At 65.0% G+C, this 24,701-nt stretch carries 20 protein-coding genes; 15 read left to right on the top strand and 5 right to left on the bottom strand.

What is annotated here, in order from left to right; translation table 11 throughout:
• Positions 1 to 74: 74 nt before the first annotated feature.
• A complete protein-coding gene (locus J2R80_RS35690; RefSeq protein ID WP_057015863.1) occupies positions 75 to 1,241 on the bottom strand; it encodes an ABC transporter substrate-binding protein in 1,167 nt (388 codons plus the stop codon).
• Positions 1,242 to 1,535: 294 nt separating this feature from the next.
• On the opposite strand from J2R80_RS35690, the gene J2R80_RS35685 reads away from it, so the two are divergent.
• The 3 genes from J2R80_RS35685 to J2R80_RS35675 all read left to right on the top strand — a co-directional run bounded on the left by J2R80_RS35685 (position 1,536) and on the right by J2R80_RS35675 (position 4,651).
• Positions 1,536 to 2,030, top strand: coding sequence for a MarR family winged helix-turn-helix transcriptional regulator (locus tag J2R80_RS35685; RefSeq protein ID WP_016845834.1), 495 nt, complete (start codon positions 1,536 to 1,538; stop codon positions 2,028 to 2,030).
• A gap of 3 nt (positions 2,031 to 2,033) precedes the next feature.
• On the top strand, positions 2,034 to 2,849 hold the full coding sequence (locus J2R80_RS35680; protein WP_253640242.1) for an alpha/beta hydrolase: 816 nt from the start codon (positions 2,034 to 2,036) through the stop codon (positions 2,847 to 2,849).
• Between the two features lie 158 nt (positions 2,850 to 3,007).
• Positions 3,008 to 4,651, top strand: coding sequence for a benzoate-CoA ligase family protein (locus J2R80_RS35675; protein WP_057015865.1), 1,644 nt, complete (start codon positions 3,008 to 3,010; stop codon positions 4,649 to 4,651).
• Positions 4,652 to 4,696: 45 nt separating this feature from the next.
• Here the strand turns inward: J2R80_RS35675 and J2R80_RS35670 are convergent, their stop codons facing one another.
• Positions 4,697 to 6,310 (bottom strand): DHA2 family efflux MFS transporter permease subunit, encoded by a 1,614-nt coding sequence (locus tag J2R80_RS35670; RefSeq protein WP_375162621.1) that lies wholly within the window; start codon positions 6,308 to 6,310, stop codon positions 4,697 to 4,699.
• A gap of 8 nt (positions 6,311 to 6,318) precedes the next feature.
• Positions 6,319 to 7,503 carry an HlyD family secretion protein gene (locus J2R80_RS35665; RefSeq protein ID WP_168857120.1) on the bottom strand — a complete coding sequence of 395 codons (1,185 nt, stop codon included), beginning with the start codon at positions 7,501 to 7,503 and terminating at the stop codon, positions 6,319 to 6,321.
• 157 nt (positions 7,504 to 7,660) lie between these two features.
• On the opposite strand from J2R80_RS35665, the gene J2R80_RS35660 reads away from it, so the two are divergent.
• Positions 7,661 to 8,365, top strand: coding sequence for a TetR/AcrR family transcriptional regulator (locus J2R80_RS35660; RefSeq protein WP_253640241.1), 705 nt, complete (start codon positions 7,661 to 7,663; stop codon positions 8,363 to 8,365).
• A 9-nt stretch (positions 8,366 to 8,374) separates the two neighbouring features.
• Here the strand turns inward: J2R80_RS35660 and J2R80_RS35655 are convergent, their stop codons facing one another.
• Together J2R80_RS35655 and J2R80_RS35650 are read right to left on the bottom strand one after the other, a co-directional pair.
• Positions 8,375 to 10,090, bottom strand: a complete 1,716-nt coding sequence (locus J2R80_RS35655; protein WP_256521540.1) for an ATP-binding protein — start codon at positions 10,088 to 10,090, stop codon at positions 8,375 to 8,377.
• Positions 10,091 to 10,229: 139 nt separating this feature from the next.
• Complete coding sequence (locus J2R80_RS35650) at positions 10,230 to 11,156, bottom strand: LysR family transcriptional regulator (RefSeq protein WP_028331483.1); 927 nt, start codon at positions 11,154 to 11,156, stop codon at positions 10,230 to 10,232.
• A 155-nt stretch (positions 11,157 to 11,311) separates the two neighbouring features.
• Here J2R80_RS35650 and J2R80_RS35645 point away from each other — a divergent pair, with 155 nt between their 5' ends.
• From J2R80_RS35645 to mmsB, 11 genes are all read left to right on the top strand, one after another.
• Positions 11,312 to 12,343: a class 1 fructose-bisphosphatase gene (locus tag J2R80_RS35645; RefSeq protein WP_375162670.1), complete on the top strand. Its 1,032-nt coding sequence runs from the start codon at positions 11,312 to 11,314 to the stop codon at positions 12,341 to 12,343.
• A 10-nt stretch (positions 12,344 to 12,353) separates the two neighbouring features.
• Entirely contained in the window at positions 12,354 to 13,229 is an 876-nt protein-coding gene (locus J2R80_RS35640; RefSeq protein ID WP_229192041.1) for a phosphoribulokinase, read from the top strand.
• Positions 13,226 to 15,247 carry a transketolase gene (tkt, locus tag J2R80_RS35635; protein WP_253640240.1) on the top strand — a complete coding sequence of 674 codons (2,022 nt, stop codon included), beginning with the start codon at positions 13,226 to 13,228 and terminating at the stop codon, positions 15,245 to 15,247. The genes J2R80_RS35640 and tkt overlap by 4 nt, the downstream gene beginning before the upstream one ends.
• A 15-nt stretch (positions 15,248 to 15,262) precedes the next feature.
• The gene (fba, locus tag J2R80_RS35630) at positions 15,263 to 16,345 is read left to right on the top strand and encodes a class II fructose-bisphosphate aldolase (RefSeq protein WP_253640239.1); all 1,083 of its coding nucleotides are present in this window, start codon (positions 15,263 to 15,265) and stop codon (positions 16,343 to 16,345) included.
• A gap of 30 nt (positions 16,346 to 16,375) precedes the next feature.
• On the top strand, positions 16,376 to 17,839 hold the full coding sequence (locus J2R80_RS35625; protein WP_253640238.1) for a form I ribulose bisphosphate carboxylase large subunit: 1,464 nt from the start codon (positions 16,376 to 16,378) through the stop codon (positions 17,837 to 17,839).
• 12 nt (positions 17,840 to 17,851) lie between these two features.
• Positions 17,852 to 18,277 carry a ribulose bisphosphate carboxylase small subunit gene (locus J2R80_RS35620; RefSeq protein ID WP_253640237.1) on the top strand — a complete coding sequence of 142 codons (426 nt, stop codon included), beginning with the start codon at positions 17,852 to 17,854 and terminating at the stop codon, positions 18,275 to 18,277.
• Between the two features lie 109 nt (positions 18,278 to 18,386).
• Entirely contained in the window at positions 18,387 to 19,328 is a 942-nt protein-coding gene (gene cbbX, locus J2R80_RS35615) for a CbbX protein (RefSeq protein WP_057015875.1), read from the top strand.
• Positions 19,325 to 20,086 (top strand): HAD family hydrolase, encoded by a 762-nt coding sequence (locus J2R80_RS35610; protein WP_253640236.1) that lies wholly within the window; start codon positions 19,325 to 19,327, stop codon positions 20,084 to 20,086. Before cbbX ends, J2R80_RS35610 begins: the two co-directional genes overlap by 4 nt.
• A gap of 570 nt (positions 20,087 to 20,656) precedes the next feature.
• Positions 20,657 to 21,730: a multiple monosaccharide ABC transporter substrate-binding protein gene (chvE, locus tag J2R80_RS35605; protein ID WP_057015877.1), complete on the top strand. Its 1,074-nt coding sequence runs from the start codon at positions 20,657 to 20,659 to the stop codon at positions 21,728 to 21,730.
• A gap of 168 nt (positions 21,731 to 21,898) precedes the next feature.
• Entirely contained in the window at positions 21,899 to 23,479 is a 1,581-nt protein-coding gene (gene mmsA / locus J2R80_RS35600; protein ID WP_141339878.1) for a multiple monosaccharide ABC transporter ATP-binding protein, read from the top strand.
• Positions 23,476 to 24,666, top strand: coding sequence for a multiple monosaccharide ABC transporter permease (mmsB, locus tag J2R80_RS35595; protein WP_141339879.1), 1,191 nt, complete (start codon positions 23,476 to 23,478; stop codon positions 24,664 to 24,666). The genes mmsA and mmsB overlap by 4 nt, the downstream gene beginning before the upstream one ends.
• Positions 24,667 to 24,701 lie beyond the last annotated feature (35 nt).

Genomic DNA, 24,701 nt, shown 5'->3' with positions numbered 1-24,701 from the left:
CCTCCATGTTTCCGTTTGACGCGTTTTCTTCACGCGAACCGGTACCCACTTCGCTCGAAAACGCCTTGAGTGCCTTACTTTGCCGCGCAGTCCTTGGCGTAGCGGTCGCCATAATTCGAGAACACCTTCTCGACGATCTCGGTCTGGAATTTGCCGTCCGGACGCTTCGCGACCTTGGTGAGGTAGAAATCCTGGATCGGATAGCCGTTGTTGCTGAACTTGAAGTTACCGCGCAGCGAGGTGAAGTCGGCCTTCTTCAGCGCAGCCGCGACGGCGTCCTTGTTGGAGAGATCGCCCTTCACGGCTTTCACCGCGCTGTCGATCAACAACGCTGCGTCATAGGCCTGCATGGCATAGGTGCCGGGCACGCCGTTGTAGGCGGCTTCATAAGCCGCGACGAACTTCTTGCTTTGCGGATTGTCGAGGTTGGGCGCCCAATTCGCCCCGCCGAACATGCCGACCGCTGCGTCCTGCTGCGCGGGCAGGGTGGATTCGTCGACGGTGAAAGCGGAGAGCACCGGCACCGTGGCGCCGGCCTGCTTGTACTGCTTCACGAGATTGACGCCCATGCCGCCCGGCATGAAGGTGAACAGCGCGTCCGGCTTCAGCGCGGCGATCTTGGACAATTCGGGCTGGAAATCCAGCGTGTTCAGCGGCGTGTAGGATTCCTCGACGATTTCGCCCTTGTAGTCGAGCTTGAAGCCGGCGACGGAGTCGCGGCCGGCCTGATAGTTCGGCACCAGCAGATAGACGCGCTTGTAGCCGCGGTCCTGCGCCACCTTGCCGAGGATCTCGTGCACTTGGTCATTCTGGTACGACGTCACATAGAAGAACGGGTTGCACTCCTTGCCGGCATAGCTGGAGGGGCCTGCGTTCGGGCTGATCAGGAAGGTCTTGCTGTCGGTGACCGGGCGGTGGATCGCCTGCAGGATGTTGGAGAAGATCGGGCCGACCACGAAATCGACCTTGTCGCGCTCGAGCAGGCCGCGCACCTTGACCACCGCGCCGTCGGGCTTCAGTTCGTCGTCGGCGTTGACGATCTCGACATCGCGGCCGGCCATCTTGCCGCCGAGGTCCTTGATCGCGAGCGCAAAGCCGTCGCGGACCTGTTGGCCGAGCGCCGCGGCCGGGCCCGACGTTGTGACCAGCACGCCAATCTTGATCTTCTCCTGCGCGGCCGCCGGGGTGACGGCGACACCCAGCAGCGCCGCCAATCCCGCGAGCTTCGTCAATTGTTTCATGTCTCTCCCCCGACCACTGCCTTGATGTTTTCGGCTTCAGCCCAATTGGCCTCAGCTTAGTCTGACGCGCGCAACCGCTGCAAGCGATGTGGCATCGCGTCAGGGCGATCGTCGCGCATCATGCAGGCGCACCCCATGCAAGCGCCGCGCCAATTGCTTGAAGTTTAAAGAAATTGCAGGATTGCCCAGACGGATCAGGCACGATTCGCAATTGTCCTTGCGGGGCGCCGCGAATTGCTTGAAGCTCAAAGCAATTGGTCCGACCGGAACCCGCCGCGGAGGCACGATCGCCGCATGATCCTCGATTCCGAAACCAAAGCCGTCGAACTGCCCGACGATCACGGCACCGAGCTCAGGCTGTGGCTGCGCCTCCTGACCTGCACCACGCTGATCGAAGGCGAGGTGCGCAGCCGGCTGCGCGAGAAGTTCGACGTCACGCTGCCGCGCTTCGACCTGATGGCCCAGCTCGACAAGGTGTCCGACGGCATGACGCTGTCGGACCTGTCGAAGCGGATGATGGTATCCAACGGCAACGTCACCGGGCTGGTCGAGCGCCTGGTTGAATCGGGCCATCTCGACCGCCGCACCTCGGAGACGGACCGCCGCGTGCAGTTCATCCGGCTCACAAAACTCGGTCGCGCCGAATTCCGCAAGATGGCCGCCGAGCACGAGAAGTGGATCGCCGATATCTTCGGCGATCTCTCGCCGAAGGATATCCGCGAACTGATGCGGCTGCTCGCCAAGGCCAAGGGCTCGGCGCAGCGCTCCGCCAAGGCGAGGAGCGCTTAAGCCGTGAGCGAGGTCGATTACGAGGTCGAATACAACAACCGGGCGCGGGTGCCAGAAAATCCGGCGCTGATGGCCGGCTGGGCGAGGGACTCCGCGGCCTATCGCGAGCAGCATCCGCCGCGGCGGCTGACCTATGGTCCGGGCAGCCGCAACGTCATCGACCTGTTCGAGGGCGATCGTGGCGGGCCGCTCGTGGTCTTCATCCATGGCGGCTACTGGCAGGCGCTCGACGGCTCGTCATCGAGCCACTGCGCGCGAGGGCTCAACGGCCACGGCATCAGCGTCGCGGTGCCGAGCTACGATCTTTGCCCCAGTGTCACGGTCGGCGACATCATCGGCGAGATGCGTGCGGCGTGCCGCGAACTGGCCAAGCTCGGCCGGCCGCTGGTCGTGTCGGGACACTCCGCAGGCGGACATCTTGCCGCATGCATGCTCGCGACCGATTGGCCGGCCTGTGATGCGTCGCTGCCGAAGGACCTGGTCAGGGCTGCTTACGCGATCTCCGGCCTGTTCGAGCTTGAGCCATTGGTCGGCACCTCCATCAACAAGGCGCTTGGCCTCGACCGCGCCGCAGCACGGGCGGCGAGCCCACTGTCCTGGACGCCGCCTGCGGGCGCGACGCTCGATGCCGTCGTCGGCGGCGCCGAGAGCGCGGAATATCACCGGCAGAGCCGGACCATCGTCGATGTCTGGGGCAAAGCGGGCGTCGCAACGCGGTTCGGCGTTGTGCCGGACGCCAATCATTTCACCGCGATCGCGCCGCTCGCCGACCCGGGCTCGGCGATGGTCGCGCGGCTGAAGCAGCTTACGCAAATCTGAGCTTCTTGAAGGATCGGCCGGCGTTTGCCGCGCGATTTCCACCCTTGCGCCGAATTGTTTTAAGTATAAAATGATTGGCGATTGGAACGCTGCCGGGCGTCCTTGTTCTTCTCGACGTTGGTCTTGGCCTTTCTGGATGGAAAGCGAGGGGCAATCGAATGTCAGGTGAATTTCCCGGGCTCGGCCCATCCGGGCATGTCGACGATTTCGCGCGGCGCAACCTGCCGCCATCAGCGCAATGGCCGCAACTGCTGCTCGACCGGCCGGAGTTTCAATATCCCGATTATCTCAACGCCGCGGTCGAACTGACCGACCGCATCGTCGAGCAGGGGATGGGCGATCGCATCGCGTTGATCGGCAATGGCCGTCAGCGCACCTACAAGGAATTGACCGATTGGTCGAACCGCCTGGCGCACGCGCTGGTGGAGAATTACGGCGTCAAGCCCGGCAATCGCGTGCTGATCCGCTCGGGCAACAACCCGGCGCTGGTCGCGGCCTGGCTCGCGGCGACCAAGGCCGGTGCCGTCGTCGTCAACACCATGCCGATGCTGCGCGCCGGCGAACTGGCCAAGATCGTCGACAAGGCCGAGATCTCGCTGGCACTGACCGACAGCCGCATCGCGGATGAACTGGTGGCCTGCGCCAAGACCAGCAAATTCCTCAAGCAGGTCGTCAATTTCGACGGCACGCAGAACCACGACGCCGAGCTCGACCGGATCGCGCTGAACAAGCCGGTCAAGTTCGATGCGGTGAAGACCGGCCGCGACGACGTCGCGTTGCTGGGCTTCACGTCGGGCACGACGGGCGAGCCCAAGGCAACCATGCACTTCCACCGCGATCTCCTGATCGTTGCCGACGGTTATGCGAACGAGGTGCTCAAGGTGACGCCCGACGACGTGTTCGTCGGCTCGCCGCCGCTTGCGTTTACATTCGGCCTCGGCGGGCTCGCGATCTTCCCGCTGCGCTTCGGCGCCACCGCGACGCTGCTGGAGAATGCGGCGCCGAGCGAGATGATCCGGATCATCGAAACCTACAAGGCGACGATCTGCTTCACCGCGCCGACCGCCTATCGGGCGATGATGGCCGCGATGGACAAGGGCGCCGATCTGTCGTCGCTGCGGCTCGCCGTCTCGGCCGGCGAGACGCTGCCGGCGCCGGTGTTCGAGAGCTGGACCAGGAAGACCGGCAAGCCGATCCTCGACGGCATCGGCAGCACTGAACTGCTGCACATCTTCATCACCAACCGCACCGGCAGCGCCGTCGGCGGCACCACGGGCACGCCTGTCACCGGCTACGAGGCGAAGATCGTCGACGAAGACATGAACGAGCTGCCGGCGGGCCAGGTCGGCAAGCTGGCGGTTCGCGGTCCGACCGGCTGCCGCTATCTCGCCGACTCCCGGCAGACCAAATATGTCCGCGACGGCTGGAACATCACCGGCGATGCCTTCGTCAGGGACGAGAACGGCCGGCTGTCCTTCGTGGCACGGGCCGACGACATGATCATCTCGGCGGGCTACAACATCGCCGGTCCCGAGGTGGAGGCCGCGCTGCTCGGCCATCCCGATGTCGCGGAGTGCGCCGTGATCGGCGCACCTGACGAGGAGCGGGGGCAGATCGTCTCGGCGTTCATCGTGCTGAAGCAGGGCGCGCGCTGCGACGAGGTCGAGGTCAAGCTGCTACAGGATCACGTCAAGGCGACGATCGCGCCGTACAAATATCCCCGCGCGATCGCCTTCGTCGAGGCGCTGCCGAAGACCCAGACCGGGAAGATCCAGCGCTTCAAGCTGCGCGAGGCAAGCTGACAAGTAAAAGGGGAGGGCGACGGCCCGCGGCCGCCGCCCGACAGATCAATGCGCCGCGCCGCCGCCGGCGGCGTTCTTCGGCTTGCCGGTCAAGAGGATCGCAATCGCGGCGAACACCAGCACGATGCCGATCACGGCAAAGGTGTCGCTGAAACCAAGCACCAGGGCCTGGCGCTTCACGATATTGCCGAGCGCCACGATCGCCTGATGATGCGCGGTCGCCGGATCGGAGATGCCGTGGCTGAGGAAGTAATTGGTCACCTCGGCGATCCGGGTGCGCACTTCCTCGCGGCCGAGGTCGACCGACTGGCCGATGATGTTGGAGTGGAACTGCTCGCGCTTGGTGACGATGGTGGCGAGCAGCGCCGTGCCGATCGCGCCGCCGAGATTACGCATCATGTTGGAGATGCCGGAGGCCGCCGCGGCATCCTGCGGGGCGACGCTGCCGAGGCTGACCGCCGACAGCGGGGCCAGCATGATCGCCTGGCCGATTGCACGGACGATGTTCGGGACGAAGAACTGGTCACCGGAGTAATCGAGCGACATCGCGATGTTCATGAAGGAGGAGACCGCGAACAGGATCATGCCGGTGAAGGCGATGAAGCGCGGATCGAAACGTTGCATCAGCTTCGGCACCAGCGGGATCAGGATCAGCTGCGGCAGGCCGGTCCAGGCCAGCACCTGGCCGATCTGCTCGGCGTTGTAGCGCTGCACCTGGCCGAGATAGGCCGGCAGCAGGTACACCGAGCCGAACAACGCGAAGCCGACGAACACCGCCGAGATGGTGCCGAAGCCGAAGCTGCGCTGGGTCAGGAGGCGCAGCCGGATCAGCGGCTTTTCCACGACGAGCTCGATCCAGACGAACAGAGTGAGGCTGACGGCGGCGATCACCGCGAGCTTGACGATGAAGGGCGAGCCGAACCAGTCGTTCTTGTTGCCTTCCTCGAGCACGGCCTGCAGCGACGACAGGCCGATCGCCATCGTGGCGATGCCGAGCCAGTCGCCCTCGCGCAGCAGATGCAACTGCATCGGCTGGCGTTCCAGCGTGAAGCAGAGCGTGATGACCATCACCGCGGTCGGGATCACGTTGACGAAGAAGATGGTCTGCCAGCCGTAATTCTCGGTGAGGTAGCCGCCGATGGTCGGGCCGATCGCGGGGGCGAAGGTCACGGCGAGCGCGAACATGGCAAGGCCGACCGGCTGCTGGGCCTTCGGCAGCTTGGTGAAGACCAGCGTGAAGGCCATCGGGATCAGCACGCCGCCGAAGAAACCCTGCAAGCCGCGCATCGCGATCATCGAGGACAGGTCGTGGGTGAAGGCACAGGCGACCGAGAAGATCGCAAACAGGGTGGCGAAGCCGATGATGATCTTGCGGAAGGAAAACACCCGGCTGAGATAGTCGGTCAGCGGGATCACCACGATCTCGCCGATCAGATAGGAGGTCGAGATCCAGGAGCCGTTGTCGACGCCGGTTCCGATGCCGCCCTCAATGTTGAGCAGCGAGGCGTTGGTGATTTGGATGTTGAGGATCGCCATGAACGCGCCGATCATGGCAGCGACGATGGAGATCCAGACGGCCATGCTGGCGCGGTTGGGATTGACCACTGCGGGTGCCGCGCGGGGCGCAGCAGCCGGGGAGGAGAGCGCGAGATCGGACATGACATCACCTATTTGAAGGAGGCGACAGCGAGCTTGGGAGAGGCGCCGGAGCGCGGCGCCTCGCCAGGTTGCGACAAGGTTGCGATGGTCGGGATGACCGACATGCCGGGCCGCAATTCGACCGCCGTCGCGTCGAGCGCGATCTTCACCGGGATGCGCTGCACCACCTTGGTGAAGTTGCCGGTCGCATTGTCGGGCGGCAGCAGTGCGAATTCCTGGCCGCTGGCGGGCGCGAGACTGTCGACATGGCCGCGCACCACCTGTCCGGGGAACATGTCGACGGCGATCTCGACCGGCTGACCCTTGCGGACATTGGTGAGCTGCGTCTCCTTGTAGTTCGCGATCACATAGGCGCCGGTGGCGGGCACCAGCGACATCAGCTGCGTGCCGGCCTGGACGAACTGGCCGGTGCGCAGGGTGCGGTTGCCGACCACGCCGTCGATCGGGGCTGATATGGTGGTGTAGCCGAGGTTCAACTCGGCCTGATGCTGGAGCGCGGTTGCGCGCGCCTGCGACGCGACCGCCTGGGCAATGTCGGCCTTGAGCAGCTCCACTTGGCGGAGCGCGGAGGCGAGGTTCGCGGTATCGCGGGCGACGGCGGCCTGTGCGCTGGCGTAGCGCGACTGCGCCTGCTGCGCGTTCTGCACGCTGCCGAAGCCGGTGCCGGCGAGGTCGGTGTAGCGCTTGTTCTCCTGCTCGGCGAAGGTCTGCGTCGCGGTGTCGACGGCGAGGGTCGCACGTGCCGCTTCGATCACCGACTGCTGCACATCGAGCTGCGCATGCTTGCTGGCGATCGCGGCTTCGGCGGCCGCGACGTCAGCCTTGGCCTGATCCAGCGCGACCCTGAAATCGCGATCGTCGATCCGCGCCAGCATCTGGCCGGCGCGCACATGCTCATTGTCACCGACCAGCACCGCGCTGAGATAGCCGGAGACTTTTGGTGCGATCGTCGTGTTATCGGCCTTCACATAGGCGTCGTCGGTCGAGACCTGGAAGCGGCCGACCGTCCAGTAATCCCAGCCGTACCAGGCGCCGCCCGAAAGGACGGCGAGCGCCGCGCCGGCCAGCAGGAGGCGGCGAAGCCTGCCCTTGGCGGCGGGCGGCCTGGCGGCCTCCGGATGTGCGATCAATTGCCTGGCGGTCTCGGCCGGAACCTGGCTCTCGGCCTTGAATGATGTCTCATGCTGGCTCATGGCAGTGCTCCCTCATCCGTTCTATCCTGCTGGAAAATCTTGCTAATTTCGGCCGATGCCGGCAGGGTTAATTAGGAAACTTGATGTTTTCCAAAATAGAGCCCATATTGGGAGTGTCAATAGAATGACAGGCATCATTTAAAAGCATGGCTCGCGGATGAACCGGAATGCCAAGGATCAGACTGAGCAAGGCGCGCCGGCGCGGCGCGGCCGGGGGCGGCCGCAGCTGCGTTCCGACGACGAGACGCGCGCGCTGATCTATGACGCCGCGCGGCGCGAGTTCTCCGAGCGCGGCTTTGCTGCGGCCAACATCGCCGACGTGGCCTGCCGCGCCGGCGTCTCCACCAAGACCCTCTATCGGCTGATCCCGACCAAGCTGGCGCTGTTCGAGGGCACGGTGACGGACCGGATGGACCGATTCATATCGGCCGTAAATCTCGGCGCCTGCGACGGCCGCGATATCGCGGCGGCACTGGAGGCCGCACTCTCGACCTGTGGCGAGCTGATCCTCGATGCCGAGGTCATCGCGCTTCAGCGCATCATCCTGGCCGACAGCGACAAATTTCCCGACATCGCCGAGATGTTCTACGAGAAGGCGATGCAGCGGACGCTTGGCGCGCTCGCTGCGTGGCTCGGCGTACAGCAGCGGAGGGGAAGGATCGCGGTGGACGACGCGCAGGCTGCTGCGGGCATGCTGCTCGGCATGCTCGTGTTCCAGCCGCAACGCGACGTGATGTACGGCCACAGGCCGCCGCCGTCGCGGGCGCAGATCGAGGCCCGCGCCAAGGCCTGCGCGGCACTGTTCTTGTCCGGATGCGCGGTGCCGGACGACCAGATCAAGAAGCAGAACGGAGACGCGTGACGCCCCGCCTCACTTGCCCATTGCCGCCGCCGGCGGCTGGGCCAGCACCTGCCGGATCATCCGCGCGAGATCGGACTTGCGATAGGGCTTCGGCAGCAGCGTCACATCCGGGTCGAGACGGCCGTGGTGGATGATCGCGTCCTCGGTGTAGCCGGAGGTGAAGAGCACGCGCACCGAGGGCAGTTTGGCGATCACGGCGTCGGCGACCTGCCGGCCGTTCATGCCGCCGGACATGATGACGTCGGTGAACAGCACGTCGCAGACGAACCCGTTGTCGACCGCAGCCAGTGCTTCCGGGCCGTTGGCGGTGACCATGGTGTGATAGCCGAGCTGCTCGAGCTGGGCGCTGACGTAATTGCGCACCAGCGGATCGTCCTCGACGACCAGGATGGATTCATTGCCGCCGCGGGTGTCGACCGGAGGAGGCGGCTCGACGTCGATCATGTCGCCGCTGCTGCGCGGCAGATAGAGCTTGATCGAGGTGCCGTGGCCCTCTTCGGAATAGATCTTGAGGTGTCCGTTGGACTGCTTGATGAAGCCGTACACCATGCTGAGCCCGAGGCCGGTGCCCTTGCCGGTGTCCTTGGTGGTGAAGAACGGCTCGAACACCTTGTCGCGGATCCCCGCCGGGATGCCCCCGCCGGTGTCGCTGACCGCGACCATCACATATTCACCCGCCCGCACGTCGGGGTTGGCGACGGCATAAACCTCGTCGAGGATGACGTTGCTGGTCTCCAGCATCAGCTTGCCGCCATCGGGCATCGCATCGCGGGCATTGACCGCGAGATTGAGCAGCGCGGTCGCCATGTGGTTCGGATCGATGAAGGCCGACCAGGCATCGGGCTCGAGCGCGGTATCGATCTCGATCTGCTCGCCAAGCGAGGGGCGCAGCAGCCGCGCGGTGTCCTGCACCAGCGTGTTGAGATTCGCTTCACGCGGTTGCAGCGGCTGCAGCCGCGAGAAGGCCAGCAGGTGCTTGGTCACTTCTGCACCGCGAAACGCCGCATCGGTGATCATCTTGGCGACAGACGACAGCGCGGGATCATGTTCAACGGCTTCCGCGAGGATGTCGATCAGGCCCGTGATGACGGTCAGGATATTGTTGAAGTCGTGGGCGATGCCGCCGGAGAGGTGCCCGACGGCCTCCATTTTCTGCACCTGGCGGAGCTTTTGCTCGGCTTCGAGCTGTTCGCGGGCGGCCTCGACTTCGCGGGCGCGCATGAAGATTTCCGCTTCCATCTGCTCGGTGCGCTCGCGCAACCGGTCGGTCAGCTGGTCCTGCTCGGCACCGCGCTGCTTCAGCTGGATGAAGCTGGTGACGTCTTCGACCCGATGGATGATGTAGGTGAACTGCCCGTTCGGCCCCAGCACCGGCGTATTGCGCGGGCTCCAGTAGCGTTCCTCGAAGCCGCCGCCCTCCGACTCGGGCTTGCGGATATCGTATTTCTGCACCGTCATGGTGTCGGGGCGGCGGAACTGAACCACGCGCTCGAGCGAGGCGCGCAGGTTCCGCACGCCGTCGGCGGTCGGATCGTCCGGATTGTCGGGAAACACCTCAAACAGCCCGCGCCCGAGGATCGCGGCGCGCTCGGTCTTGGTGGCGCGCAGATAAGCGTCGCTCACTGCCACGATGCGGAAGTCGGGCTGCGTCAGCACCAGATAAAGGCCGGGCGCCGCCTCGAATAACGCCTTGAAGTCGGGCGTCGGCGGGGACTGGTTCTGCAGTTCAACCTCCCTCGCAGGGTGCGGTCCGCCGGGTGACCGCAGTCAAGATGTGACATGCGTTTCGCGGAACTTCAATGCCTAACATACGGCGCCACCTCGATTTTCTGGCTCGATCGGGCGTTGCGACGTCGCCCGGGCGCTAGTTTGAATTCGGCAGATAGCGCCAGCCCTCCTTGCCGAGGAAATCCAGCATGGCCTGCGCGGGCGGCAGCAGGATCTTGTCGGCGCGCCTGATCGCGTGCCACTGCCGGACGATCGGCAGGCCCTTCACCTTGAGCACCACCAGCCGGCCGTCCTCCAGCTCATGGAACACCGTGTGCTGGGAGATGAAGGCGATGCCGAGCCCGGCCATCACAGCCTGCTTGATGGTCTCGTTGCTGTCCATCGCCATGCCGAGTTTCGGCTCCAGCCCGACCCGCTCGAAATATTGCTGCATCAGCATCCGCGTCCCCGATCCTTGCTCGCGAGTGATGAAGGTTTCGTTGGCGAGCTCCGATGGGGCGACGTGCCGCCGCCGCGCCAGCCGATGATCGGGCGCGGCGACGATGAAGTGCGGATGCCGGCCGAGCGGCTTCATCTCGACCTCGACGTCGGCCGGCGGCCGGCCCATCACCGCGATGTCGAGATCATAGCCGCGCAGCGCGTCGCGAATCTCCTCGCGGTTGCCGATCCTGAGCGTGACCTCGATCTTGGGAAAGCGGCGCGAGAACGCCGCGATCGCGAACGGCACGAAGTATTTCGCGGTGGAGACCGCGCCCATCGCGACGCGGCCGCCGCTGCGGCCGGCGATCATGTCGAGCGACTGCTCGCAATCCTTCAGCGCCGCTTCGATCCGCTCGACCAGCGTCAGCACATGCGCGCCGGCATCCGTCAGCGCCATGCCGTCGCCGGTACGTTGGATCAGCGGCAACCCTGCGAGCGCTTGCAGGTTGCGGAGCTGCAACGTCACCGCGGGCTGCGTCAGGTTCAACCGGTTGGCGGCGGACGTGATCGAGCCTGCCTCGTGCAGGGTCGACAGTGCGCGCAGCTGGCGGATGGTGAGATCCCGCGAGAAGTTGCCGGCCATGACAAGCTCCATAAGAAATACTTTGCTCGGACCAAAGATAATAAAATTTCCCTAATTGGGCAATTGGCGCGTTGATAGGGCGAAGGCGACTCCCCTGAGGTCGCCTCTCGAAGCCTCGGGACAGAGGGCGCGATCATAGGGAGAGGCCGGTGGAGATTCGTCCAGCATTGCATGCCCATCTGGAGTGGCCCGCGCAGCACAACCCGTTGCGCGCCGCGACCGTTGTGGTGATCGAAGCCCTTGCGCGTGCGGCGATCGAGCTCTCGCGCATCATTGCCGCCGGGCCGCTCGCCGGAGTCGGCGGCGAGAGCGGCGGCGTCAATCCCGACGGCGACCGCCAGAAGACCATCGACATCGTCGCCGACGACCTGATGCGGAACACGCTGCGCACCGCGCCGGTCGCCGCAGTGCTGTCGGAGGAGGTCGAACTGCCCGAGACGCTCGATCCCGACGCGCCGCTCTGTGTCGCGATCGATCCGCTCGATGGATCCGCCAATCTCGAAAACAACATCTCGATCGGCACGATCTTCTCGATCCGGCCGAAAGGAAACGACGTCATCTCGACCTTCTTCGAGCCCGGCACGGCGCAATGTGCCGCCGGCTGCTTCATCTATGGTCCGCAGACCGTGCTGGTGCTGGCGCTCGACCAGTGCGTCGACTGCTTCACGCTGGACCCGCGAAGTGGCGAGTTCGTCCTGACCGCGCGCGACCTGCGCGTGCCGCAGGATGCGTCGGAATTCGCCATCAATGCCTCGAACCGGCGGCACTGGAGCGGCCCGGTGCGCAGCTACATCGACGATTGCCTCGCCGGAGTGAACGGCGAGCGCGGGCAGGACTTCAACATGCGCTGGATCGGCTCGCTGGTCGCTGAAGCCTACCGCATCCTGATGCGCGGCGGCGTGTTCCTGTATCCGGCGGATGCGCGCCAGGGCTACCGCGAAGGCCGGTTGCGTCTGCTGTACGAGGCGCATCCCATCGCACTGATCATGGAATGGGCGGGCGGTGCGGCGTCGAACGGCCGGTCGCGCATTCTCGAACTGTCGGCACGCACGCCGCATCAGCGTGTGCCCCTGATCATGGGATCGGCGAGCGCCGTGCGCGACGTCGATGCGATCCACCTGACCGTCGAGCCGTTGTTCGAAAGCAGCGATGCCCCGCTGTTCGCGCGGCGCGGCCTGTTCCGCTGAGGAGGACCGCATGTCACGTCGGCATCCCATCATCTCGATCACCGGCTCCTCCGGGGCCGGCACCACCTCGGTGAAGAAGACGTTCGAGAACATCTTCCGCCGCGAGAACGTGGTCGCCGCCTATATCGAGGGCGACGCCTTCCACCGCTACGACCGCGCCGAGATGCGCAGCCTGATGGCGGAGAGGGCCGAGCACGGCAACAAGCACTTCAGCCATTTCAGCCCCGAGACCAATTTGTTCGAGGAGCTGGAGAAGCTGTTCAGCGACTATGCCGAGACCGGCACCGGAACCACCCGGCACTATGTGCACGACGAGGATGAGGCGCGGCTCTACGGCGCCAAGCCCGGCACCTTCACCGCCTGGGAGGCGCTGCCGGAGAATTCCGACCTCCTGTTCTACGAGGGCCTGCACGGCGCCGTGGTCACCGACAAGGTGAATGTCGCGCAGCATGCCGACCTCAAGATCGGCGTCGTGCCGGTCATCAACCTCGAATGGATCCAGAAGCTGCATCGCGACCGCAGCCATCGCGGCTACTCCACCGAGGCGGTGACCGACACCATCCTGCGCCGCATGCCGGACTACGTGAACTACATCTGTCCGCAATTCACCGAGACCGACATCAACTTCCAGCGCGTGCCGACCGTCGATACGTCGAACCCTTTCATCGCGCGCTGGATCCCGACGCCGGATGAATCGATGGTCGTGATCCGCTTGAAGAACCCGCGCGGCATCGACTTCCCCTATCTGCTCTCGATGATCCCGAACAGCTTCATGTCGCGCGCCAATTCGATCGTGGTGCACGGCGCCAAGCTCGACCTCGCGATGCAGCTCATCCTGACCCCGCTGATCCTGCAACTGATCGAACGAAAGAGGCGAACGATATGACCGCACTTGCGTCCGTAGCCAGCCGCCCCGAAATCAGCCACGACGAGATGGCGAACGCCATCCGCTTCCTCGCCGTCGACGCGGTCGAGCAGGCGAAATCCGGCCACCCCGGCATGCCGATGGGCATGGCCGATGTCGCGACCGTGCTGTTCACGGACTTCCTGAAGTTCGACCCGGCCGATCCGGCGTGGCCCGACCGCGACCGCTTCGTGCTGTCGGCCGGTCACGGCTCGATGCTGCTCTACGCGCTGCTTTACCTCACAGGCTACGAGAGCATGACGCTCGACCAGCTCAAGGCGTTCCGGCAGTGGGGATCGAAGACCCCGGGCCATCCCGAGTACGGCCACACCCCGGGTGTCGAGACCACGACCGGGCCGCTCGGGCAGGGGGTTGCGACCGCGGTCGGCATGGCGCTTGCCGAGCGGCTGATGAACGCGCGCTTCGGCGACGACCTCGTCGACCACTACACCTATGTGATCGCCGGCGATGGCTGCCTGATGGAAGGCATCAGCCATGAGGCGATCTCGCTGGCCGGCCATTTGCGGCTGAACCGCTTGATCGTGCTGTTCGACGACAATCATATCTCGATCGACGGCGCCACCTCGCTGTCCTGCTCGGACGACCAGACGGCGCGGTTCAAAGCCAGCGGCTGGAACGTCAACCGCGTCGACGGCCACGATCCGCAGGCGATCACCGCGGCGATCAGGCAGGCGCGATCGAGCGATCGTCCGTCGTTGATCGCCTGCCGGACGGTGATCGGGTTCGGTGCGCCGAACCGGCAGGGCAGCGAAAAGGTGCATGGCGCGCCGCTCGGTGCCGATGAGGTGGCGAAGACCCGTGCCGCGCTGCGCTGGCCGTATCCGGCATTCGAAATCCCCGATGCGGTGCTGGCGGAGTGGCGCGAGCTCGGCGGCCGGGGCCGCGACGCGCGGCGGGCCTGGATCGAGCGTTCGCGCAACGCCTGCAAGGGCGACAGGGCCGAGCGGTCTCCGTTCCACGATGCGCTGAACCGGAAATTGCCCTGCGCCTATGCCGAGGCGATGACAAAGTTGGTGGAGCGGTTCGCGACCGAGCGGCCGAAGCTCGCCACGCGACAGGCTTCGCAGCAGGTCATCGACGTGATCGCGGAGGCGTTGCCCAATTTGCTGGGCGGCTCGGCCGACCTCACGCACTCCAATCTGACGCTGGCGAAGTCGCAGGTTTCGGTGCGGCCGGAAACGCTCGACGGCAGCTACATCCACTACGGCATTCGCGAACACGGCATGGCCGCGGCGATGAACGGCATCGCCCTGCACGGCGGGTTCATTCCCTATGGCGGCACCTTCCTCAGCTTTGCCGATTACAGCCGGCCGGCGATCCGCCTTGCTGCGCTGATGGGGATCCGCGTTATCCATGTGATGACCCATGACTCGATCGGGCTCGGCGAGGACGGGCCGACCCATCAGCCGGTCGAGCATCTGGCCGCGCTGCGCGCGATCCCGAACGTCCTGGTGTTCCGTCCGGCCGATGCGGTCGAGACCGCGGAAGCGTGGGACTGCGCGCTGAAGGCAGAGACCTCGCCGTCGATCCTCTGCCTGTCGCGGCAGGCGCTGCCGACGGTTCGCGACGGCAGCAAGGACAACCAGGTCGCGCTCGGCGCCTACGTTCTCGTCGAGCCGGCCTTCGCGCGTGACGTCACCCTGATTGCAACGGGTTCGGAGGTGGCGATCGCGCTCGAAGCCGCAAAGCTGCTGGCGGAAGACGGGGTACAGGCCGCGGTCGTCTCGGCCCCGTGCTTCGACCTGTTCCGCCAGCAGCCGAGCGACTATCGCGCCCAGGTGCTGGGCAGCGCCCCGCGCGTCGGCGTGGAGGCTGCGGTCGAGGGCGACTGGACGCGCTGGCTCGGAGACGACGGTGCATTCGTCGGCATGGCCGGCTTCGGCGCTTCCGCGCCGGCCGACGTGCTCTACCGCGAATTCGGCATCACGCCCGCGGCAATCGCTGCTGCAGCAAAACAGCTCATTCAACGAGCGAATTGAAAGGAGGACGCCACCATGGCGCGGATAACCCTGAGGCAGTTGCTGGACCACGCCGCCGAACGCGGCTACGGCGTTCCGGCCTTCAACATCAACAATATGGAGCAGGGCCTCGCCATCATGGAGGCGGCGGCTTCCTGCGATGCACCTGTCATCATCCAGGCCTCGCGCGGCGCGCGCTCCTATGCCAACGACATTATGCTGGCGAAGATGATCGACGCGCTCGAGGAGATGCATCCGCAGATTCCGCTCTGCCTGCATCTCGATCACGGCAATGAAGAGGCGACCTGCGCCACCGCGATCCGCTACGGCTTCACCTCCGTCATGATGGACGGCTCGCTCAAGGCCGACGCCAAGACCGCAGCCGACTACGACTACAATGTCGATATCACCCGCAGGGTCGCCGAGATGGCGCACTGGGTCGGCGCGTCGGTCGAAGGCGAGCTCGGCGTGCTCGGCTCGCTCGAGCATGGCGGCGGCGAGCAGGAGGACGGCCATGGCGTCGAGGGCAAGCTGAGTCATGATCAGCTGCTCACCGATCCGGACCAGGCGGTCGATTTCGTCCGCGCCACCAAGGTCGATGCGCTCGCGATCGCGATGGGCACCTCGCACGGCGCCTACAAGTTCACGCGGCGGCCCGACGGCGAGATCCTGGCGATGCGCGTGGTCGAGGAGATCCACAGCCGCCTGCCGAACACGCATCTGGTGATGCACGGCTCGTCCTCGGTGCCGCAGCCGCTGCAGGACATGTTCAACCAGTTCGGCGGCGAGATGCCGCAGACCTGGGGCGTCCCGGTCGAGGAGATCGTCCGCGGCATCAAGCACGGGGTACGCAAGGTCAATATCGACACCGATTGCCGCCTGGCGATGGCGGCGGCCTTCCGCAAGGTCGCCGTCCAATCGAAGAGCGAGTTCGATCCGCGCAAATTCCTGAAGCCCGCGATGGATTCGCTTCGTGAACTCTGCCGTGACCGCTTCGAGCAATTCGGCACGGCCGGCAATGCCGCCCGGATCAAGGTGGTTGCACTGCCGGAGATGGCCCGCCGCTATCGCGCCGGCGCGCTCGATCCGCAAATTGGAAAGATGACCCAGGCCGCCTGAGCAAATGGCGACGAACCACAGGAGATTTCGATGAATATACAGCAGTCGATCACGGTGCGCGGCAAGGATCGCTACAAGTCCGGCGTGATGGAATACAAGCGAATGGGCTATTGGGAGCCGAACTACGAGCCCAAGGACACCGACGTCATCGCCTTGTTCCGCGTCACGCCGCAGGATGGCGTCGATCCGACCGAAGCCTGCGCGGCGGTGGCGGGCGAATCCTCGACCGCGACCTGGACCGTGGTGTGGACCGACCGGCTGACGGCCGCGGAGAAATACCGGGCGAAGTGCTACCGCGTCGATCCGGTGCCGAATTCGCCGGGCAGCTACTTCGCCTATATCGCCTACGACCTCGACCTGTTCGAGCCGGGCTCGATCTCGAACCTGACCGCCTCGATCATCGGCAATGTGTTCGGCTTCAAGCCGCTGAAGGCGCTGCGGCTCGAGGACATGCGGCTGCCGACCGCCTATGTGAAGACATTCCAGGGCCCCGCGACCGGCATCGTGGTGGAGCGCGAGCGGCTCGACAAGTTCGGCCGTCCGTTGCTCGGCGCCACCGTGAAGCCGAAGCTCGGCCTGTCCGGCCGCAACTATGGCCGCGTTGTTTATGAAGCCTTGAAAGGCGGGCTCGATTTCACCAAGGACGACGAGAACATCAACTCGCAGCCCTTCATGCACTGGCGCGAGCGCTTCCTCTACTGCATGGAGGCGGTCAACCGCGCGCAGGCCGCGACCGGCGAGATCAAGGGGACCTATCTCAACGTCACCGCGGCGACCATGGAGGACATGTACGAGCGCGCCGAGTTCGCCCATGAGCTCGGCTCCAACATCGTCATGATCGACCTCGTGATCGGCTACACCGCGATCCAGTCGATGGCGAAGTGGGCGCGTCGGAACAACATGATCCTGCATCTGCATCGCGCCGGCCACTCGACCTACACGCGGCAGCGCAGCCACGGTGTCTCGTTCCGCGTGATCGCGAAATGGATGCGGCTCGCCGGCGTCGATCACATCCATGCCGGCACGGTGGTCGGCAAGCTCGAGGGCGATCCGAACACCACCCGCGGCTATTACAACATCTGCCGCGAGGACTTCAATCCGTTGCACCTGGAGCACGGCGTGTTCTTCGACCAGAACTGGGCGAGCCTCAACAAGCTGATGCCGGTGGCCTCTGGCGGCATTCATGCCGGCCAGATGCACCAGCTGCTCGATCTGCTCGGCGAGGACGTCGTGCTGCAGTTCGGCGGCGGCACCATCGGCCATCCCCGCGGCATCCAGGCCGGCGCCACCGCCAACCGCGTCGCGCTGGAGGCCATGATCCTCGCCCGCAACGAGGGGCGCGACTACGTCCATGAGGGGCCGGAGATCCTGGCCAAGGCGGCGCAGACCTGCACGCCGCTGCGGGAGGCGCTCGACGTCTGGAAGGACGTCACCTTCAACTACGAGTCGACCGACGCCCCCGATTTCGTTCCCACGCCGAGCATGGCGGTCTGAGAGGAGGTTCTCATGCGCGTTACCCAAGGCTGCTTTTCGTTCCTGCCCGATCTCACCGACGAGCAGATCGCCGCGCAGGTGCAATACTGCCTCGACAAGGGTTGGGCGGTGAACATCGAGTTCACCGACGATCCGCATCCCCGCAACACCTATTGGGACATGTGGGGCCTGCCGATGTTCGACCTGCGCGATGCGGCGGGCATCATGAAGGAGCTCGCCGACTGCCGGCGGGTCTATGACAACCGCTATATCCGGATCTCCGGCTTCGATTCCAGCCCGGGCTGGGAGTCGGTTCGCATCTCCTTCATCGTCAACCGGCCGCAGGAGGAGCCAGGCTTCCGGCTCGACCGCCAGGAGGCGGCCGGACGCAATCTGCGTTATGCGACCCATTCCTATGCAGCGGGCCGCCCCGAAGGCGAACGCTACACCGATCATTGACCGCGTCCGGCTTGCAAACCAGGCGGGTTGCTCCCTCGACCGTCCTGGTCCGGATGCACTTCTCCGTCGTCGCCGCCGCGGCGACGGAGCTTTTCCAGGCGAGAGGACAATGACGCAAGCGCAAGAACAGATCAGCGAACAAATCCGCGAGACCCCGCTCGAGACCATCGACCTTCGCCATGAATTCGCCGACCTCGGCATCGGCGACGTGCTCGACCAGCTCGATTCCGAATTGATCGGCCTGAAGCCGGTGAAGACCCGCATCCGCGAGATCGCCTCGCTGCTGCTGGTCGAACGCATCAGGCAGAAGATGGCGCTGGCGACGACGTTTCCGACCCTGCACATGTCGTTCACCGGCAACCCCGGCACCGGCAAGACCACGGTCGCGCTGCGGATGGCCGGCATCCTGCACAAGCTCGGCTTCGTGCGCCGCGGCCACGTCATCAGCGTCACGCGCGACGACCTCGTCGGCCAATATATCGGCCACACCGCGCCGAAGACGAAAGAGATATTGAAGAAGGCGATGGGCGGCGTGCTGTTCATCGACGAGGCCTATTACCTCTATCGCCCGGAAAATGAGCGCGACTACGGGCAGGAGGCGATCGAGATCCTGCTGCAGGTGATGGAGCAGCAGCGCGAGGATCTGGTGGTGATCCTGGCCGGCTATGGCGACCGCATGGAGAAATTCTTCCAGAGCAATCCAGGCTTCCGCTCCCGCATCGCGCATCATATCGATTTCCCGGACTATTCGGACGGCGAGTTGCTCTGGATCGCCGAGCTGATGTTGCAGCAGCAGAATTATCGGTTCTCTCCGGAAGCCCGCGAGGCCTTCATCCGTTACATCGCCGTGCGCAAAGAACAGCCGCTGTTCTCCAATGCACGCTCGATCCGCAATGCGCTCGATCGCATCCGGCTGCGCCAGGCCAACCGGATCGTGGCGAAGCTCGACCGCACGCTCACCGCCGACGACGTGATGTCGATCGAGGCCGGCGACGTGCTCGCCAGCCGGGTGTTCGTCAAAGGCGCCGGTGCGCCGGGCGAGGGACGATGAACGAGGCGCTCGCCGTGATCCGGTCCGCCGGGATGCGCGACATCATCGCGAGCGCCCGCGCCCTGATCTTCGATGTCGACGGCACGCTCGCCGAAACCGAGGAGGTGCACCGCCGCGCCTTCAATGAAGCCTTTGCCGAAGCCGGCCTCGATTGGTTCTGGGACCAGGTCACTTATGCGCGGCTGCTGCGGGTGGCCGGAGGCAAGGAGCGCATCCGCGCCTTCGACCAGCGCAACGCGGTCCCAATGCTGACATTCGCCGAGATCGCCGACCTGCACAGGATCAAGACCGCGCGCTACGCCGCGCTGATTGCCTCGGGCGGCTGCCCATTGCGGCCGGGTGTCAGGGCCTGGCTCGCCGGCGCGCGCAGCCGCGGCCAGCGCCTGGCGATCGCAACGACCACCTCGCACGGCAATATCGATGCGCTGCTTTCGGTTTCGCTCGGGCTGGACTGGGCCGATCAGTTCGAGGCGATCGTTGCCGGCGACGACGTGCCGCGCAAGAAGCCGGCGCCTGACGTCTACACCGAGGTCCTGACCCGGCTCGGGCTCGGGCCGGGAGATTGCGTCGCAATCGAGGATTCCGGCAACGGCCTCGCCGCCGCGGCGCGCGCCGGCATCCCCGTGGTCATCACCCGCAGCACCTATTTCAGCGACGACGATTTCGCCGAGGCATTGCTGGTTGTTGACGATCTCTCTGACATCGACGCCCGAAGATCGCTGCCGCCGGCCGGCAGCTCAGGCAATTTATTCAGATGATGAAATAAATGGCGCTTGCATCCATAGCAGGGTGAAGGCACAATCCGGCCAAAGGTTACTAGAAGCGGTGCTGCACCACCTGGGAGGCGATGGGACTTGCCAGCGATTCCGGACAGTACCCCCAGCGACCCTCCGCGTCTCCGATCAATTTCTTCGGATAATTAAATAAATGGCCAGTCGGCGCTTGCGTCCACATTGCAGCGGCAACATCAACCAAAGGGTGCAGAAAACGGCAGCGCACCGCCAGATGTCCTGTCGGACGCTGGCGCTCGCCAACGATTCCGGGAGACCGGCGCCTCATGATCCTCCACGTCATTCCTGCGCCTCGTTCGTCCAACGACATGGCTCGCGGCTGAACCCGGCATTGCGGGATCGACATGACCGACCATGCGTAGCGAGCATTGGCGCTGTTGACGGGTACGATCGACATTCCGCAATTTCGGTTCGTGACGGTCCCGGCGCCGATCCGACATCGCCGTAGAATCTGAGGCCGGCCCACGAGCGATCGCCGTCGATTGATGCTGTCCACGGCAACTGGAATCCCAACTCAAAAAAGCAAGGGAGTGAAGCATGTTCAAATTGAAGACCACCTTGTTCGCGCTTGCGCTGGCCGGCCTTGCCGCGACGGTGTCGGATCGCGACGCCATGGCCCAGAGCAAGCCGACCATCGGCATCGCGATGCCGACCAAGTCCTCGGCACGCTGGATCGACGACGGCAACAACATGGTCAAGGTGCTGAAGGAGCGCGGCTACGGCACCGATCTGCAATATGCCGAAGACGACATTCCGAACCAGCTCTCCCAGGTCGAGAACATGGTGACCAAGGGCGCCAAGGTGCTGGTCATCGCAGCCATCGACGGCACCACCTTGTCCGATGTCCTGAAGCAGGCCAAGGCCCAGGGCATCACGGTGATCGCCTATGACCGCCTGATCCGCGGCACCCCCAACGTCGACTATTATGCGACCTTCGACAATTTCCAGGTCGGTGTGCTGCAGGCCCAGTCGATCGAGAACGCGCTCGGGCTCAAGGAGGGCAAGGGGCCCTTCAACATCGAGCTGTTCGGCGGCTCGCCCGACGACAACAACGCGTACTTCTTCTACGACGGCGCGATGTCGGTGTTGAAGCCCTATATCGACAGCGGCAAGCTCGTGGTCGGCAGCGGCCAGACGGGCATGAACAAGGTTGCGACGCTGCGCTGGGACGGTGCGACCGCGCAGGCGCGGATGGACAACCTGCTCAGTGCGTTCTACGGCAAGAAGCGCGTCGACGCGGTGCTGTCGCCCTATGACGGCCTGTCGATCGGCATCATCTCCTCGCTGAAGAGCGTCGGCTACGGCAGCAAGGACCAGCCGATGCCGTACATCAGCGGGCAGGATGCCGAAGTCCCCTCGATCAAGGCGATGCTGCGCGGCGAGCAATATTCGACCATCTTCAAGGACACCCGCGACCTCGCCAAGGTCACCGCCGACATGGTCGACGCTGTGCTGAGCAAGAAGGAGGTCAGCGTCAACGACACCAAGACCTACAACAACGGGGTCAAGGTGGTTCCGTCCTATCTCCTCAAGCCGGTCGTGGTGGATAAGACCAATTGGGAGAAAGTCCTGATTGACAGCGGCTATTACAAGCGCTCGCAATTCGACTAGAGCGTTTTCGAGCGAAGCGGGTACCGGTTCGCGTGAGGAAAACGCGTCAAAACTAGAATCTGGAGCCCCGTTCCGATTTAATCGGAACGGAATAGGCTTCAGGGCGGATCGCCGGGCAAGCGGCGGCGAGCCGGGCCGGGGGCGATTGACGCTGCAGGACATGATCCGATGACGGCAATGCTTGAGATGCGCGGCGTCAGCAAGAGCTTTGCCGGCGTGCAGGCGTTGCGCGACGTCAGCTTCACCGTCGAGGCTGGGCAGATCCATGCGCTGGTCGGCGAAAACGGCGCCGGCAAGTCGACCCTGATGAAGGTGCTGAGCGGGGTCTATCCGGCCGGAAGCTACGACGGGTCGATCGTGTTCGACGGCGAGGAGCGGCGCTTCCGCGACATCAACGACAGCGAGGCGCTCGGGATCATCATCATCCATCAGGAGCTGGCGCTGATCCCGCTGATGTCGATTGCCGAGAACATCTTTCTGTCGCATCCGCCGTCGCGGTTCGGCGTCATCGACCGCAACGCGGTGCATCGGCGGACCGCCGAACTGTTGGCGCAGGTCGGCTTGCGGGAGCCGCCGGACACGCTGATCACCGACCTCGGCGTCGGCAAGCAGCAGCTCGTGGAGATCGCCAAGGCCCTGTCCAAGCGGGTGCGCCTCCTGATCCTCGACGAGCCGACCGCCAGTCTCAACGAGGCCGACAGCGCCGCCTTGCTCGAGCGTCTCCTGGCCTTCCGCGAGCAGGGCATCGCCTCGATCCTGATCTCGCACAAGCTGAACGAGGTTGCGCGGGTCGCCGACCGCATCACGGTGCTGCGCGACGGCCGCACCGTCGACAGCATCGACTGCCGCACCGAGCGCATCGAGGAGGACCGCATCATCCGCAGCATGGTCGACCGCGATCTGGCGCATCGTTTTCCCGAGCGGAAGGCGGAGATCGGCGAACCCGTGATGACGGTGGAGAACTGGTCGGTGTATCACCCGCTGCATACCGAGCGGCAGGTGATCAAGAACGTCGACTTCACGCTGCGGCGCGGCGAGGTGGTCGGCATCGCCGGCCTGATGGGCGCCGGCCGCACCGAGTTCGCCATGAGCCTGTTCGGCCGCGCCTGGGGCACCAACGTCTCCGGCAAGGTCCGCCTCGATGGACGCGAGGCCGATCTGTCCAGCGTGCCGGCCGCGATCGATGCCGGCATCGCCTATGTCACCGAAGACCGCAAGCAGCTCGGGCTGATCCTTGCCGCCGACGTCCGCAAGAACGTGACGGTGGCGAGCCTCCGCCACGTGTCGGATCGCGGCGTGATCGACGATGTCGCCGAGCTGAAGGCCGCGAGCGACTACCGCACCCGGATGCGGATCCGCTGCTCCGACGTCTACCAGGCGACCGGCGACCTCTCGGGCGGCAACCAGCAGAAGGTCGTGCTGTCGAAATGGCTGATGACCGATCCGAGGGTGCTGCTGCTGGACGAGCCGACGCGCGGGATCGACGTCGGCGCGAAATACGAGATCTACTCCATTATCAACGAGCTGGCGGAGGCCGGCAGGGGCGTCGTGGTGATCTCCTCGGAGATGCCCGAGCTGCTCGGCATCTGCGACCGGATCTGTGTGATGAATGACGGCGCCTTCGTCGGCGAATTCGCAGGCCACGATGCGACGCAGGAGAAGATCATGCGCGCCATCATGCGCAATGACAGAATGTCCGGACGCGGCGCCGACGAAAGGGCGGCACGCGCCGGAGGAGGGGCACCATGACCGACAAGACGGTATCACTTCCCGAGGCTCCCAGGCATTCCGGCTTCATCAAGAACAATCTGCGCAACTACGGCATGCTGCTGTCGCTGCTCGCGATCATGCTGTTCTTCGAGATCGTGACCGACGGCACGCTGTTGCAGCCGCTCAACCTCACCAATCTCGTGCTGCAGAACAGCTACATCGTCATCATGGCGCTCGGCATGCTGCTGGTGATCGTCACCGGGCATATCGATCTTTCGGTCGGCTCGGTCGCGGGCTTCGTCGGCGCCGTCGCGGCGGTGCTGATGGTGCGCTACCATGTCAGCTACCCGATCGCCTTCGTCGCCTGCCTCCTGGTCGGCGCCGCGATCGGCGCGGCCCAGGGCTACTGGGTGGCCTATTTCGGCATTCCGTCCTTTATCGTGACGCTGGCGGGCATGCTGGTGTTCAAGGGCCTCGCGCTTGCGGTCCTGCAGGGCCAGTCGGTCGGGCCGTTCCCGCCGACCTTCCAGAAGCTGTCGTCGGGCTTCATCCCCGAGCTGTTCCCGAGCGCCGGCACGCTCTATCCGACGTCGCTCGCGATCGGCATCGTCCTGGCGTTTGTGCTGGTGCTGGCGACCGCCAGGAGCCGGGCGCGCGAGCAGGCGCACGGCATCGCCGTCGAGCCCTATGCGTTCTTCGTCGTCAAGAGCATCGCGCTGGCGGGCGCGGTGCTCTACTTCACCTACCTGATCGCCTCGCATCGCGGCCTGCCCAACGTGCTCGTCATCATGACCGTCCTGATCGCGCTCTATGGCTTTGTCACGCGGCGGACGGTGATCGGGCGGCAGATCTACGCGGTGGGCGGCAACGCCAAGGCGGCGAAACTGTCGGGCGTCAAGACCGAACGGCTCACCTTCTTCACCTTCGTCAACATGGGCGTGCTGGCCGCGCTCGCCGGGCTGGTGTTCGCAGCCCGGCTCAACACCGCGACGCCGAAGGCCGGCCTCGGCTTCGAGCTCGATGTGATCGCCGCCTGCTTCATCGGCGGTGCGTCGGCCTATGGCGGCGTCGGCCGGGTCGGTGGCGCGGTGGTCGGTGCCATGATCATGGGCGTGATGAACAACGGCATGTCGATCCTCGGTATCGGCATCGATTATCAGCAAGTGATCAAGGGCCTCGTCCTGCTGGGCGCCGTCTGCATCGATGTCTACAACCAGCGCCGCTGACCGCCACGCAGTCGCAATTCCACGATAGGATGCCG

The sequence above is a fragment of the Bradyrhizobium sp. USDA 4541 genome (assembly GCF_024171085.1).
In the GTDB taxonomy this organism is placed as follows: Bacteria; Pseudomonadota; Alphaproteobacteria; order Rhizobiales; family Xanthobacteraceae; genus Bradyrhizobium; species Bradyrhizobium australafricanum.
The sequence above is the reverse complement of the archived record's forward strand: the minus strand, read 5'-3'. Positions and strand labels throughout refer to the sequence as shown.